15 protein-coding genes are annotated in these 14451 nt (G+C 58.3%); 4 read left to right on the top strand and 11 right to left on the bottom strand.

Annotated features, from left to right (window positions below; genetic code table 11):
* Positions 1–124 precede the first annotated feature (124 nt).
* From AC2FJC_RS05355 to AC2FJC_RS05340, 4 genes are all read right to left on the bottom strand, one after another.
* Positions 125–313, bottom strand: coding sequence for a ubiquinol-cytochrome c reductase iron-sulfur subunit N-terminal domain-containing protein (locus AC2FJC_RS05355; RefSeq protein WP_058273834.1), 189 nt, complete (start codon positions 311–313; stop codon positions 125–127).
* Positions 314–374: 61 nt separating this feature from the next.
* Positions 375–986, bottom strand: a complete 612-nt coding sequence (locus AC2FJC_RS05350; protein ID WP_496738702.1) for a TorD/DmsD family molecular chaperone — start codon at positions 984–986, stop codon at positions 375–377.
* Positions 987–990: 4 nt separating this feature from the next.
* Positions 991–1575 carry a DUF3306 domain-containing protein gene (locus tag AC2FJC_RS05345; RefSeq protein ID WP_496738701.1) on the bottom strand — a complete coding sequence of 195 codons (585 nt, stop codon included), beginning with the start codon at positions 1573–1575 and terminating at the stop codon, positions 991–993.
* A complete protein-coding gene (locus tag AC2FJC_RS05340; protein ID WP_082637104.1) occupies positions 1572–2126 on the bottom strand; it encodes a DUF3305 domain-containing protein in 555 nt (184 codons plus the stop codon). Before AC2FJC_RS05340 ends, AC2FJC_RS05345 begins: the two co-directional genes overlap by 4 nt.
* 263 nt (positions 2127–2389) lie before the next feature.
* Between AC2FJC_RS05340 and AC2FJC_RS05335 the strand changes: the two genes are divergently transcribed.
* The gene (locus tag AC2FJC_RS05335) at positions 2390–4342 is read left to right on the top strand and encodes a 4Fe-4S binding protein (RefSeq protein WP_496738700.1); all 1953 of its coding nucleotides are present in this window, start codon (positions 2390–2392) and stop codon (positions 4340–4342) included.
* On the opposite strand, the gene AC2FJC_RS05330 is transcribed toward AC2FJC_RS05335, so the two are convergent.
* On the bottom strand, positions 4336–5064 hold the full coding sequence (locus AC2FJC_RS05330) for a c-type cytochrome (RefSeq protein WP_496738698.1): 729 nt from the start codon (positions 5062–5064) through the stop codon (positions 4336–4338). The two genes, AC2FJC_RS05335 and AC2FJC_RS05330, sit on opposite strands and share 7 nt — an antisense overlap.
* Positions 5065–5196: 132 nt before the next feature.
* On the opposite strand from AC2FJC_RS05330, the gene AC2FJC_RS05325 reads away from it, so the two are divergent.
* Genes AC2FJC_RS05325 through AC2FJC_RS05315 form a run of 3 tightly spaced genes read left to right on the top strand, consistent with a single transcriptional unit; the run spans position 5197 to position 7429 of the window.
* On the top strand, positions 5197–6258 hold the full coding sequence (locus AC2FJC_RS05325; RefSeq protein ID WP_496722359.1) for an Mrp/NBP35 family ATP-binding protein: 1062 nt from the start codon (positions 5197–5199) through the stop codon (positions 6256–6258).
* The gene (locus AC2FJC_RS05320; RefSeq protein WP_496738697.1) at positions 6255–6950 is read left to right on the top strand and encodes a biotin/lipoate--protein ligase family protein; all 696 of its coding nucleotides are present in this window, start codon (positions 6255–6257) and stop codon (positions 6948–6950) included. The genes AC2FJC_RS05325 and AC2FJC_RS05320 overlap by 4 nt, the downstream gene beginning before the upstream one ends.
* Entirely contained in the window at positions 6950–7429 is a 480-nt protein-coding gene (locus AC2FJC_RS05315) for a DUF6505 family protein (RefSeq protein ID WP_496722363.1), read from the top strand. The genes AC2FJC_RS05320 and AC2FJC_RS05315 overlap by 1 nt, the downstream gene beginning before the upstream one ends.
* Before the next feature lie 3 nt (positions 7430–7432).
* Here the strand turns inward: AC2FJC_RS05315 and AC2FJC_RS05310 are convergent, their stop codons facing one another.
* The 6 genes from AC2FJC_RS05310 to AC2FJC_RS05285 all read right to left on the bottom strand — a co-directional run bounded on the left by AC2FJC_RS05310 (position 7433) and on the right by AC2FJC_RS05285 (position 14448).
* Positions 7433–8122, bottom strand: coding sequence for a sulfotransferase family 2 domain-containing protein (locus AC2FJC_RS05310; RefSeq protein ID WP_496738696.1), 690 nt, complete (start codon positions 8120–8122; stop codon positions 7433–7435).
* 61 nt (positions 8123–8183) lie between these two features.
* Entirely contained in the window at positions 8184–8684 is a 501-nt protein-coding gene (locus AC2FJC_RS05305; protein WP_496738695.1) for a flavin reductase family protein, read from the bottom strand.
* A gap of 89 nt (positions 8685–8773) precedes the next feature.
* Complete coding sequence (locus AC2FJC_RS05300; protein ID WP_496738694.1) at positions 8774–10186, bottom strand: 3'-5' exonuclease; 1413 nt, start codon at positions 10184–10186, stop codon at positions 8774–8776.
* 1 nt (position 10187) lies between these two features.
* On the bottom strand, positions 10188–10706 hold the full coding sequence (locus tag AC2FJC_RS05295) for a hypothetical protein (RefSeq protein ID WP_496738693.1): 519 nt from the start codon (positions 10704–10706) through the stop codon (positions 10188–10190).
* 24 nt (positions 10707–10730) lie between these two features.
* Positions 10731–12554 (bottom strand): DUF294 nucleotidyltransferase-like domain-containing protein, encoded by a 1824-nt coding sequence (locus AC2FJC_RS05290; RefSeq protein WP_496738692.1) that lies wholly within the window; start codon positions 12552–12554, stop codon positions 10731–10733.
* A 109-nt stretch (positions 12555–12663) separates the two neighbouring features.
* A complete protein-coding gene (locus AC2FJC_RS05285; protein ID WP_058273825.1) occupies positions 12664–14448 on the bottom strand; it encodes a sodium:solute symporter family protein in 1785 nt (594 codons plus the stop codon).
* Between the last annotated feature and the right edge of the window lie 3 nt (positions 14449–14451).

Raw genomic sequence — 14451 nt, 5'->3', positions numbered from 1 at the left:
TTCCTCCCTTGCGCGCCGTGTGAGCCACGGCTGGCTTGGTACTGCTGGTGCCGACGTCAGGGCCAATCGCAACCGTCAGTCGGGTGTGACCTCGTCCGGGTTAGAACCGGGCGCTGTCGTCGCGCTAGAAGCGTGCGCTTTTCAAGTATGCGCGCGTGTGCGCGGTGTCCTGAATGCGGTTCTCGTCCGTAGGCAGCTCGGCTGCCTCGGCTTTTCCGCTCAGGCTGGCGGCAGCAACGGCAGCGGGTGCTGCGGTTCCAGCCAATTTGAGGAAGTCGCGGCGCGTTGCGCCTTCTTCCTTGGTCTTGCTCATGGGTTTCTCCTCTCCCATTTGCGAGTTAGCACCCCTTGGGGCGCCGGCGAGTGACAGCGGTTCACGCTGCCGTCATTCGGAAGGCTTCGCGCTCGATCTCCATGAAGACCCGACCGGCTGTGCCGATCGAGGCATAGAGAACCGAGTTCTCGGCGCCTTCCAAATCCGAATAAAAATGCATGGCCCAAGGGCCGATATGTTTGTTCCAGAATGCCCTCTGGTCTTCCAAAGATGCAGCCGCGCCAAAGCGACCAACGATCATTCCGGCCATCATCTCCATCAATGAGGCGATGTTGTCTTCCGGTTCAAAAACGTTCCGGGCTCGGGTAATGCCACGCATTGCCATGTCGTTGCGCAGTTGCGCCAGAGGTTTCTCATTCAGGAACCCTGTGAGGTAGAAACTGGCATAGGGCAGCAGCTCACCGCGCCCCAAACCGATGAACAGCGCGTTGAATTCGCGTTCCGCTGCGGCGGGCTTGGTCACTTTGGCGACGCGGGCCATGGCCTGAATGGCCTGTCCAAGATCGGTCTCATCGCCAGTCAGGCCGGATACTTGATCCAGCAGCATCTGATCGGGCGGCGCAGACAGAAGCAGCCCCAAAAAGTTGTAGAAATCCGCGCGCATGCGATCCTCCGCCGAGACATTCAACTGTTGCGCTTCACTTGCGGTCATCAGGTTATCCTTCGAATTCAAATTTCATGCGGCGTGGGGCAGGGGTGACCTCTGCCTCTTCAGACAGGTCCGGCGCTATGTCCACCTCAGCCACCAGAACGGGCTCTGGTGTCGCGGTTACGGGTGACGCAGGTTCGTCCTGCGGTTCATCCGGTTCAATTGTTTCGTCCGTCTCGCTGTCTTCGGCCTCAGCCGCCAGCGCCTCGACATGTGCAAGCATACCTTTTCCAACCTGATATGCGGTCTGAATGTTTTCGATCACGCAGGCGGCGTCGGTATAATCCTCGCCGTAGTCCACAAGGCCATCGACATTGGCCAGAACCGGGTTTAGTCGCCACAGCCGTCGCAAGGCACGACGTCGAAGACGGTCAGGCACGGCCTTGCCCATAAAGCCCGAGACATCATCGCCCGCCTGCAATTCGTCAGGGTCAGGCAGATTAAACTCGGCCAGTATCTCGGCATCGGATTTTTCCTGCAGCTCGGCGTGTTGGGCGGCAATGGCCTGTTCTTCAATCGCGATGACCTCGGCCTCGGCTTCCGCCTGTACCGCCGCTTTGCGGCGGGACCAGAAATCGCGGGCTTGGGTCACTGCACGATCCTCCGCGGGGCGCGGTACACGTCTGACTCTTGCCGGATGCGTGCATCGCCCTTGCCGTCCTCGACCAAATCGATCCGCTTTTTGTCCCGGCGGCGTTTCACGAAGACTTCGTCGTTATGATGTTCGAGAGCGAAGTCGCGCACCCAGGCGATCAACCCATCGGTCATCGGGATTTTCTCCACGATCTCCTCTCCGGTATCGGCATAGTCCTGACCTTCGAAAGGTGACGCGGTGACCAGGACCGCATCCATGGGCCTTTCGCCATCCAACGCATCACGAAGGACAAGGTAGATCGACGGCTGGCCGTCCGACAGGTTCACCATATAGGCTTCGGTTTCATCTGCCCAAAGTGTCAGGGGCAAGGTCGCTGCGTGGTACTCAATGGCCTCGCCTTCCCGTCGCATTTCGTGCCAGTCGGCAGGTCCGGCACCGGGCAACACAGCAATGGCGCGCCAATTCCATTTCGCCCAGCGGGTTACACCGGGTGTTTTGCGCACGACGACGCCGATTGGCATTTCAATCTGGCTTGCGGCCTTGGCCACTGGCTCCTCCCCGGAAGGCTCTCCCATGCCTTCCCATAGGTCCACTATGGTACACAAAGCGCTCAGGTGCCAAGCCCGCGTCGTACGACCTTAGTCGTAATGGCTGGTAGCAAAATAGTGATCCCCGCAAACGGACGCCTTTGTTTATTGTAAAGAAAGGGGTTTCCGTGGCCAAATGGCCCGCAGTCCCAAAGGGTTTACATTCCAGCAACGGGGATACAGCCTGCGATGCGAAGAGGTGGAGAAGTATCCGGGGGAGGATCATGGGCACCAAACTACTGTTATGCGATTGCGCCGGGTCTCAACCTCTGAATTCCGACAAGATCGGTTCGGCCTGCGAGATGGAATGTTCCAAGGTTTTCACAGCGCTTTGCACGCGAGAGTTGGAAGCGGCGGCCGCGGAGATACAACAGGGGGACACCATCATTGCCTGCGGACAAGAGCAGGAAGTGTTTCAGGCCCTGGCCGAAGAACTGAATGTGGACGCCCCGGGCTTTGTTGATCTTCGTGACAGGGCCGGGTGGTCTGATGAGGGCGCGGATGCGGCCCCCAAGATGGCTGCCCTGGCCGCCGAAGCCTTGTTGCCGCAGCCGGTGACGCCCAGCGTAGACGTCTATAGCGAAGGCACATGCCTGATCATCGGTCCCGGCGACGTTGCATTTGCGCTTGCTGAAAAACTGGCCGTTACGCTTGCAGTTACAGTACTGGTCACGGATGAGGCCGCGCCGTTTTCGCGCGCGTTCGACGTGGTGCGTGGGCGTATCAAATCGCTCGATGGGGCGTTGGGCGGATTTACGATGCGGCTTGACGCGTTTCAGCAGCTTGAGCCCGGCGGTCGCGGAGCTTTTATGTGGACAGAGGCACGTGACAGGGCACAATCGGGCTGTGACATCGTTCTGGACCTGACGGGCGACACACCATTGGTTCAGGCCCCGGCCAAACGCGAAGGCTATCTGCGGGCTGATCCCAAAGATCCATTTTCCGTCGAACGGCTGGCGTTTGAGGCGGCCCAATTGATCGGCACCTTCGAAAAGCCACTTTACGTGCGGATGGAAGAAACGCTGTGTGCACATTCTCGGGCTGAACAGGTCGCTTGCACGAACTGTCTGGATATCTGTCCGACAGGGGCGATCACACCTGCGGGCGAGCATGTTGAAATCGATCCAATGATCTGCGCCGGATGCGGTGAATGCGCGGCGGTTTGTCCGTCAACTGCGATCACCTACGAAGATCCGCCGGTTTCGGCGTTGCTGTCGCGGATGCACATCCTGGCGCGCACCTATCGGCGGGCCGGTGGAACCGCGCCGCGCTTGTTGGTGCATAATGCCCACGGGGCCGAGATGATCCGACTGGCCGCCCGTTTTGGACGTGGGTTGCCTGCCGATGTGATTCCGCTGGAGCTGAGTGTGATTTCAGGCTTTGGCCATGCCGAGATGCTGGCTGCTTTGGCGCATGGTTTCGCGCGAGTGGACGTTTTGCTATCCCCAACTACCGAGCGCGATGCGTTGGACCGTGAACTGGCCTTGGCGCTGGCAATTGCGGGGCCGAATGCCTTGGGGTTGGTGGATGAGGCCGACCCGGATGCGCTGTCTGATGTCCTTTATGCGCAAGATGTCCCTCAGCCTTTGGCCGACCCGGTGCTGCCATTGGGCAACCGCCGCCAGATCGCCCGTTTGGCCGCGCAGGCGCTGAACCCCAAAGCTGAAAAGCCGCTGGCCTTGCCGGAAAACGCGCCCTATGGGGCGATCGCTGTCAACACGGATGCCTGTACTTTGTGCCTCAGCTGTGTGTCGCTGTGCCCGTCGGGTGCTTTGATCGATAACCCGGACAAGCCGCAATTGAACTTCCAGCAGGATGCTTGTCTGCAGTGCGGGTTGTGCAAAGGCATCTGCCCGGAAGACGCGATTGCTCTTGTCCCGCAGCTTGACCTGAGCGATGCAGCCCTGTCTCAGCAGGTGCTGAATGAAGAGGAGCCGTTTGCTTGTGTAGAATGTGGGGCACTGTTTGGAGTTAAGTCCACCGTGGAACGGATCATGGAAAAGCTTGCGGGTACACATCCGATGTTTGCCTCCTCGGACAAGGCGCGGATGATCCAGATGTGTGACAATTGCCGCGTGAACGCACAGTTCCAGCAAGAGGACAACCCGTTCCAGTCTAACCCGAAGCCTCGTGTCGTTACGACCGAGGATTATTTCTCAAAACGAAAGGATCACTGAAGCTGTAAGGGCGCACCCAAGTCCGCTGCAGTTATGACCGAGACAAAGGCAAGGATGGCTTCCAGATCATCCAGCGTCATCTCGACGGGATAGATGGGCGATGGACGCTGTGGATCAAACGGAGGTGTCAGCCCGTCGATTTGTGTGAACGAGGGGTGCGGGTTGAGGGCGAAGAACGCCTCGAACCGTTCCGACCAGTCCGGCATGGCGCGCAGCACCGCGAAAGAGGGCGTCGATCCCAGACCATTCATCCGGTTTTTTGGTCCGATCACATGGCACCGACCGCAATGGGTCATCGACAGTTCCTCGCCGCGCAGCGTATCGCCGTCGATCACTGTTTCGGTTTCCACGGCTGCGATGTCGAAGCTGGCCGAGAAGGGCGCGCCTTGCTCTGGCGCATAGCTTTCAACCGTCCGTTTTCCGATATCGGACAGCAGCCAGTCGCGGAACCGCTCATGTTTGGCGTCCTCTTCGATCCGAAGGTGATAGATCACGCCGTCGCGCGCAAACACAGGATCACCCGGAGGCGCGGTTTCAAGCACCAAAACGCCGGCATCATCTGCAATAACCCGGATCCCGGTCTTGAGAGAAAAGCGAGGAAGGATATGTTGCAGCAGACCTGAGTCAGCAACCTCGTCCGGCGCGGCAAGACCAATCGCCTCTTGCGACCAAGAGGGGGTGGCAGAGAGCGTCAGGCTCAGGCACAAGAGGACAAAGCGCATGCCTCAGCCTAACGGCACGGCACCAAATGCGTCAAATGAACTGAATGAGACGGAGACACGTGCAATGAACGGCAACCACAGCTTGTCGATACGCAGAGCCCTGACCACCGGGTTCCAAAAGGAGAATGACGCATGAGTGTTCGTGACGCAGTTCTTGCAAACCTGAGAAAGATCATCGATCCGGTTTCTGGACAGGACATCGTCAGCGCCGGTGTCGTCCGCGCGCTGAACGTTGAAGGGGATACAGTGCGCTTTGTGCTGGAGATCGACCCCAAGCAGGCTGAGCGTATGGAGCCCGTCCGCGCCGCTGCCGAACAGGCCGCGAAACTGGTCGATGGTGTTTCGACAGTTTCCGCGATGCTGACCGCACATTCTGAAAAAGCACCGCCGGATCTGAAGCCCAAGCCGAAACCTTCGCAGACCGGACCGCAGGCCGTGCCGGGTGTGGACAGAATTATTGCTGTGGCTTCGGGTAAGGGTGGCGTTGGCAAGTCCACCGTTTCCGCCAACCTCGCTTGTGCATTGGCAGCCGAAGGGCGACGCGTGGGTCTGCTGGATGCGGATGTTTATGGCCCGTCGCAGCCCCGGATGCTGGGTGTTTCTGGCCGCCCGGCCAGCCCTGACGGCAAAACGATCCTGCCATTGCGCAACCACGGCGTCACCATGATGTCGATGGGTCTGATGACCAATGAAGGTCAGGCCGTTGTCTGGCGTGGCCCGATGCTGATGGGCGCGCTGCAACAGATGATGGGTCAGGTGCAATGGGGCGCTCTGGATGTGCTGATCGTCGACTTGCCGCCCGGCACCGGTGACGTGCAGTTGACGTTGAGCCAGAAGTTCAACGTGGACGGCGCCATTGTTGTTTCGACCCCACAGGACGTGGCCCTGATCGATGCCCGCAAGGGGATCGACATGTTCAACCAGCTCAAGACGCCCATCCTTGGGATGATTGAGAATATGTCGACGCATATCTGCTCGAACTGCGGCCATGAAGAGCACGTGTTCGGCCATGGCGGCGTAAAGTCCGAGGCAGAGGCGCTGGGCGTTCCCTTGCTGGGTGAAATCCCGCTGCATCTGGATATCCGCGTTGCCGCTGATGGCGGTGCACCGATCGTGGTCAGCAAGCCCGACAGTCCGCAAGCCGAAGCGTTCCGCCAAATTGCGCGCGGCATGATTGCCAAGGGCAACGCATGAGCGAGCCGGTCTTTCCCCCATTGCTGACGGGCCACCCGGTGCAGGGTGGGGAAGACCCGTTCGAGCGCGCGCAGGCTATGGCCGCGCTGGGCTGTGATGCTGGTACCGTGGTCTATAACATTCAGGCCGATCGTCTGCGTGTGGCCATCGTTTTTGCCCCCGAGGTTGTCTTGAGCGAAGCGATGGCAATGCTGCCCCTCTGTGCCGTAGGGTTTCAGAACGCGCTGGGCGCGCTAGCTCCGCCTGAGGTCGCGGTTCATCTGGGCTGGGACGGGTTGATCTGTGTAAACGGGGCGAAATGCGGGATGTTCCGCGTGGCAGCTTCGGATGCAGATCCAGAAGCGGAACCGGATTGGCTGATCGTCGGTTGGGATTTGGCGCTGCTGCAAACCAGTGAGGCGCCGGGCGAAAACCCGGACGTCACCGCCCTTTACGACGAGGGCTGCGCTGATGTCTCGGCAACGCAGCTTGTCGAAAGCTGGTCGCGGCACACGATGACATGGCTGAACCGCTGGCAAGAGGACGGCAACGCGCCTGTGCACGGAGAATGGATAGGCCTGCTGCGCGGTGTCGGAGAGCCCATTGGTGAAACGGGTGTGTTTCTTGGAACGGATGAACGGTTCGGTATGCTGATCCGGCACGGTTCTGACACGCAGCTTCGCCCACTGACGGAATTGTTGGAGAACGGATGATGAAACTGGCCCGCGCAATCCATTTCGACGAAAGCGACATGAACGTGTTCCACTCTCCGGCCCGAACCGGGGAATGGTGCATCTCGGGCGGATTCGAGTTCTCAAATTGGGGCGAGGGCGATCTTGAAGGCAAAGCACGTCAGGCTTTTGCAAATGGCTGGTTGGGTGTGGAAACTTTTGGGCGGGTGACATTCGTCGCCGTCACGCAGGTGGAACAGGCCGAGCTGGATCAGATCGCGCAGAGTCTTGCTGAACATTTTGTGCAGCTTTACGGGGCACCGTCGGTCGAGGCCGCCATGGACGTCGCACAGGCCGAGATCGCCCATATGTCCGAGCTGTGTGATGAGCATAACCCAAACACGCTGCTAACCGTCTCGCGTGAGCTGTCAGATGCGGGAGTGCGTGAAGCTTTCCGCGTGATCACGCCGCAAGAGACTCAATTGGAAGCACTGGCGGTTCATGGCTCCTTGGATGAGTGACATCTAAAGCCCAAGCATTGGGTGCATTTTCAGTTTCATACTGCCGGTTTCATGGGTGGCAACATCCGTGCTGTAGCCAAAGGCGTCAAAATCCTGCTGGTAAGTCCGGATAAGGATATCCGTCAATCCGGCACCGTAATAGTCCGAGACGTGTTTCCGCTTTGACCGGTTAACGTGTCCCACCCCTAGATCCGGACAAAGATGTCGGCAGGCGATCAGGAAATCATCGTCCAGAGTCTCAACCCGTCCGACTTGTTTCACTAAGCATTCACCATCTTCGTTCAGCAGGAACGACGTTTGGGGCATGGCCGATTTTGGGTCGCTGGCAATGAACGCCAGGAACTCTTCGAACGAAAAGTCCCGCACCTTATCATGCTGATAATGAACAGGGGTTTGCTGAATATAGTGATAAAGCGAAACTGCCCGATCGAACGGATTTCGAACAAATGCGAAGCTGTACATCTGCCAGTACTGTGTGCCCAGGTGCTCAAGATACTCCTCCGCTGTGGCATGGTCCTTGAGTTTTTGGACAGGTGTTATGATCTTTTTACCGGAAAGTCTTTTGGCAACACTGTTAATCAGTTTCTCCGGTCTGCTGAGCTTGCCGAAGCGCGTGTTCAAAGCTGCTGACACCGATGTGCCAGCATTTTTGGGAATGTGTACAAAAACAAAGCTATGCTTTTTGCTGAACATTTGGGCAGTCTCCACTTTCGGTGAAGAACTGGCAAACATTATCACATTATGACATGTGAATCTAAATTAAGTCAGCAAAGCCGCCAAATTGACCGCGCTTAAAGATCAATCCTTTGCCGGTGCGGTACATGACCTTTTGAACCTCACCAACAATGATCAGGTGATCCCCCGCATCGTGTTGTGCGTGCACCTGACAATCGAACCGGGCCAGACAACCGGATAATTGCGGTCGGCGCGCAGGGTCGTGGGCCCATTCTGCGTGCGAGAAATCCTTGCCATCCCGGGCAAAGCGCAGGGCCTGTTCTTGCTGATCCTGCCCCATCACGTGGATCGAATAGTGTCGGCTGGCGTTGAAATCGTCGAACCGGTTGGAGTCTTTGGCCAAGCACCACAAGACAAGGGGCGGGTCCAGCGATACCGACGCGAATGAGTTGACCGTGATGGCCCGAGGGCCCTGATCGGTGTTTGTGGTGATCACCGTCACACCGGTTCCGAAACACCCCAACGCTTCACGGAAAGCGGTGCTTTGATCCGGGGTTGGAGTGAATTGTTTTTCCGTCATTGCGCGCTCATCCCGTGGCCGTGCCTCAGGTGCCACGACGCGCGGGGTTTGTCCATTAAAAGCTGCGTCCGGTATGCGTGTTTTCCGAGCTAGTTCAGGTCTTCCAACAGACGACCATGTTGGCGCGTTGCCTCAACGACCAGGCCAAAGGTTGTCATACCGCGCGCCTGCAGCATCGGTAGCATTCTGACCAGCGCTTCGGCGGTAGCAACCGCATCACCCAGGGCGGTATGGCGCAGTTGTTCGGGGATGGTGATGTCCAACCGTTCGCACAGAGCATCTAGCGTGTGTTTATCACTTGCCCCGAACAGCACGGCAGACAACAGAACTGTATCCAGAATGGGGTGATCCCAATCGACATCCATGCGTTTGGCATGCCGCCGCAGAAACGCCATGTCGAAAGGCGCGTTATGGGCCACGATCACTGCATCGCGGGCAAACTGATGCAGCGTGCGCCCGGCATCGGCAATGTCCGGTGCGCCCTGAACCATGCGATCGCTGATCTTGTGCACCTTGGTCGAGGCCGGAGGGATCGGGATGCCGGGATCAACCAGCATGTCCAGTTGTTCTCCTTCCACGATCCGCCCGTTGACAACTCGCACGGCCCCGATCTGAACAATTTCGTCCTTGTGGGGCAGTAGTCCGGTGGTTTCGGTGTCAAACACGACAAAGCACAAGTCCCGCAGGGCAAGGTTGTCGATGGCCTCGTCCGTGGACGTGTTCAGCAAGTCGAAGTCATAGACCAAGGGTCGCGCAGCCTCGGGCGCGATGTTTGCAGCACTGTCCTCAAAAACCAGCATATACCCGGGTGCGTTGCCCAAGGGTTTCATGCGCGCCCTGTAACTCTGGGCACCATCAACACTGGTCAGTGTACAGGTGACCTCTAGCCCGGTCTTCACCAACTTGGCATGAGCTTCTTCCAACGGATCAGACTTCAGATATTCCAACAACGAAGCATTCAGCCGGGGATGCGCAATCTGTGCAAGCACCTCGGCAGCCTGACCATCATACAAAACGATCTTGTGGGTAGGGCCGGCCAACAGCATCGCAACTGGGATTTCGGTCAGAAGGGCCGTCAGACGTTGTTTCTCTGCCGCCAGGTGCGCGGTTTCCTCGGCCACGGCCTGTGCCACGTCCAGTGTTTTGCCGGACAGCTGGTCCGCTAGCCCGGCCGCGGCTGGTGCCAGATCGCCCAGATATCGCGCGGCCTGCGCGTCCAATTCCGTGCTGACCCCGGCATGCGCGCGCGCTCTGAGTTGAGCAGATATCCGTTCGATTGGCTTAGCGACATTGTCGTCGAACAATAACCAAACTGCTGCAATCAAAGCCAGAAACCCAAAACCCATCAGGATCTCGGCAAAAACGAATGCGTCGAGCAGGCCCGGATCAGCGACGCGCCGATAGCTGATCCACAGCGCCAGAGAACTGACGGCCAGAGCGCCAAGGGCCAGCAGGCAGAAGAACAGGAAAATGCGCAGACGCAGGCTTAACCGGGTCAGCATGTTACACTCCGCAGGTTGCCTCAACAATCGGATCACTGGCAGTGACGTCAATCCAATCGGCGTTCAGCAGTTGGCCGTCATCCGCGAACTCTGCCCCATCCGCAAGGTTGGCGCGGCTGAACTCTTTGCAATTGACCGCTACAGGTAGTTTTGAGACCGGGGCCCAGCGACCAAAGAGATACAGTTCCACCAACCGTTGTTCGGGAACCTGTTCATTGGTGCGCACGGAACCGGCATCAATGGCGGCAAAGCGGTCCACGAAGGGCACGGCATAGGTCCAGGGGCGATAGAAGGCGCGGCTTTCGACCTCTTGAATGACGGTCATACCTTCGGGAAGGGTATCGCGGGTGCGGTCGTACCATGAATACTCGCTGGTGATCGTCATGCCGATCATACCCAGACCCGCGGCAACGGGTGTCATCCAGCGGGGCAGGCGGCCACCTGTCAATTTGTTTAGAACCATTACGATGCCGGCAAAAGCAAAGCCTGCAAAAATAGTGCCGATCAGTTCCAGAAACATGTATCTCTCCGTGTGTCTGCCGCTTTAGCCCAGCATTCCCTTGCCGTGACCAACTGCCGATTGCATGGTTTTTACCACAACGAACGCATCCCGAAGATGACTTCGCTCAAAATCCGACAGGTCCGAGGGCGGAAGGAAATTGTCGGGTTTCCGATCACTCTTCACAAGCCTGACCTGATGTTCAAGCCGGGTTTCTGCAATCAGATCATAGGCATCCAGCAAATCCCGCGCCCCGGAGGTACTGAGGATACCGCTTGATGCGGCGGCGTTCAGGCGTGCTCTGGTATTGGCTTCGGTCAGTTGCCCTTGAAGGCTGTAGATCCGCGCAAGGTCAACGACGGGGACCACGCCATTATGTTTGAGATCCAGCGTGTTGCGATGCTCACCCGACCGAATGGTTGCAATCCCGCGCAACAGACCCAGCGGAGGCGTGTGTTTTAGCGAGTTCGAGATCATATGCGCGACAAAGATCGAATTTGCGTTGGCGGCTGCCAAAGTCTCGGCCTGCAGATCGTCGAACAGGTGAAAGGCCCCTCCGATAGGGCGGAGGTCGAACATGACCGAAGCCAACATCTGTGCCTCTGGATTTGGTTTGGCGATCCAGCCGTTGAAGTACTCGCGCCAGACACGGACGGGCTGACACCAGCGCGGGTTAGTGGCCATCATGTCGCCAGGGCAATAGAAATAACCACAAACATCCAGCCCATCCGAGACGAATTTTGCCAGCTTTGCGAAGTAGCCCATATCCGCGTCCGAAACGCTGTCATCCAGCATCAGGCAATTGTCCTGATCGGATACGCCGGTCTGCTCCTGCCGCCCCTGTGATCCGCAAGCCAGCCACAGGTAGGGAACGGGTGGGGGTCCCAGTTTGTCTTCGGCCAGTTTCAGCAGGCGGCGGGTCGCCGTATCTGCGATATCGGTGATCAGGCGGGTTACGATTTCATGCCTGTTTCCGGCAGCCACCAGTTGCACCAGAAGTTGCGGGATGTCAGCAGTGACCGCCGCCATTTGATCCGCCGAGTCCGCCTGCGCAATCCGCCGGACCAGCTCGGCCGAATTTACCGCCTGATAGTGCGTCAGATCCGTCTGCGTCACGATACCGACCAGACGACCCCCCTCGCTGATCGGAATGTGGCCGATCCCGCGTTCCATCATCACATGCAGAACGTCCGAGCCAATATCCGAAGGTGATAGGGTGATCGGGTTTGCCGTCATGATCGCTGAGATCGGCGTGTCGGCAGGCATGCCATTGGCCACGAATTTACCTGAGATGTCGCGCAGTGTGGCGATGCCTAGAAGATCATCCGCTTCGGTTACACAAAGCGAGGAAATGTGCTTGTCGCGCATCATCCGGGCGGCTTCCTGAACCAGTGTGCCCGGCGTGCAGGTCGCAGGGTTATGGGCCATCAGGACGTCGATTGCACTTGTGGCCAGACTCTGCGGACCGGACCGGTTCGAACGGGTCCGATTGAAGAATTTCGAAACGACGTCGTGGCCATCTATAAGTTGGCGCACCAGGTCGGGGGGCAAAACCAGCAACACGGATGGCGTATGCGCCCGCGCTTTGGTCGCGGCCTTGCCGTCTTTCAGCAGGCCGCGCTCTCCGAACGAGTTTCGCAGGCCAAGATGGGACACGACAGCGTCGTTCTCATCGGTAATCTCAACTTGCCCCTCGTAGATCACAAAGACGCCGGGCAGGGTGTGCCCCAATTCGTATACGGGAAAGTCCTCGTCGACCTCCCATACCTCGATCTGCTTTGCGACCTGATCCAACGTTTCCGGGGGCAGGGCATCATAGGGATGTACGGACTTTAGAAACCGGGTGATCTGGTCATGGGACAGGGGCATCAATCACTCCTTGGTTTCTGGTTTAAAAATCCCGCCCGGTGGAGTGCCGGACGGGAAAAGTTGATCGAAAGACGCGGCACAGGAAAGTTAACCATATGCCGCATCATGCTCACTTGTTCTGAGCTGCGCCAGCGCCACGGGGAATACGCACGCTTTCGACCAATTCAACGATCTCCGGCGGAGTCTCTTTGGTCATTCCAGCGACGACGTAAGCAACGCCGAAGTTGATCATTGCACCGATGGCGCCGAACGAGGTCGACTTGATCGGACCCAGAAGCGGATCAGCATCGGTGAACGAGTTGGTGCCCGGAATGAACAGCCAGCCCTTGTGCAGGAAGATGTAGACCAGGGTTACGGTCAGACCAGCCAGCATACCTGCGACAGCACCGGTGTTGTTGATACGGGTCGAGAAGATCCCCATCATCAGCGCCGGGAAGATCGAGGCAGCCGCCAGACCAAAGGCCAAGGCCACGGTTTGCGCTGCGAAGCCCGGTGGGTTCAGACCCAGATAGGTTGCAACGACGATGGCCACAGCCATGGCGATACGAGCGGCCAGCAGTTCTCCTTTTTCAGAGATTTGCGGGTTGATCGCACCTTTGACAAGGTCGTGGGATACCGCCGACGAGATCGCCAGCAACAGACCCGCAGCGGTCGACAGAGCAGCCGCAAGACCACCGGCAGCGACCAGACCGATCACCCAACCCGGCAGGTTGGCAATCTCGGGGTTGGCTAGAACCAGGATGTCGCGGTTGAACTTGGTCAGCTCGTTTCCGACCCAGCCTTTTTCTTCCGCAAGTGCCTGCATGTCGGCGTTCTTGTCGTTGTAGTACTGGATCTTGCCGTCGCCGTTCTTGTCTTCCCAGTCCAGCAGGCCGGTTTTCTGCCAAGTCTGCATCCAGTCATATCGCGGATCATTGTCGATATCCTCGACCGAGACAGCGCCACCTTCAATGCCACCGTTGGGCCACATCATGTCGGTGATGTTCAGACGCGCCATTGCGCCGACCGCAGGGGCGGTCAGATACAGCAGAGCGATGAAGACCAGCGTCCAGCCAGCAGACCAGCGGGCGTCAGACACTTTGGGCACGGTGAAGAAGCGCATGATCACGTGGGGCAGACCGGCGGTGCCGATCATCAGCGACAGCGTGAACAGAACCATGTTCAGTGTGTTCGAGTGGTGGGCAGTGTATTCGTTAAAGCCCAGCTCAGTCACGATCGCGTCCAGCTTGGTCAGCAGAGGCTCACCGCTTGCGGTGTCGCTGAACAGACCCAGCGCCGGAACCGGCGTACCGGTCAGCTGCAGTGAGATGAAGATCGCCGGGATTGTGTAGGCGGTGATCAGTACGCAGTACTGAGCGACCTGAGTGTAGGTCACGCCTTTCATCCCACCGAACACCGCGTATGCAAACACGACACAGGCACCGATCAGCAGACCAGAGGTGTTGGACACCTCGAGGAAGCGGCCAAAGGCCACGCCCACACCGGTCATCTGACCAATCACGTAAGTCACCGATGCAACGATCAGACAGATCACGGCAACGATACGTGCGGTCTGGCTGTAGAAACGGTCGCCGATGAATTCCGAGACGGTGTATTTGCCAAACTTACGCAGATAGGGCGCAAGCAGCAGTGCCAGCAGCACGTAACCGCCGGTCCAGCCCATCAGGAAGGTCGAATTGTCATACCCGGTAAAGGCGATCAGGCCCGCCATCGAGATGAACGAGGCCGCAGACATCCAGTCTGCCGCTGTTGCCATGCCGTTGGTGACAGGGTGAATGCCGCGACCGGCGGCGTAGAATTCCGATGTGGAACCCGCGCGGGCCCAAATCGCGATGCCGATGTACAGCGCAAAACTCGCGCCGACAAAGAGCAGGTTAATGGTAAACTGGTCCATTCC

The sequence above is a fragment of the Ruegeria sp. CDSB117 genome (assembly GCF_059611005.1).
This window is presented reverse-complemented; position numbering and strand designations above follow the sequence as displayed.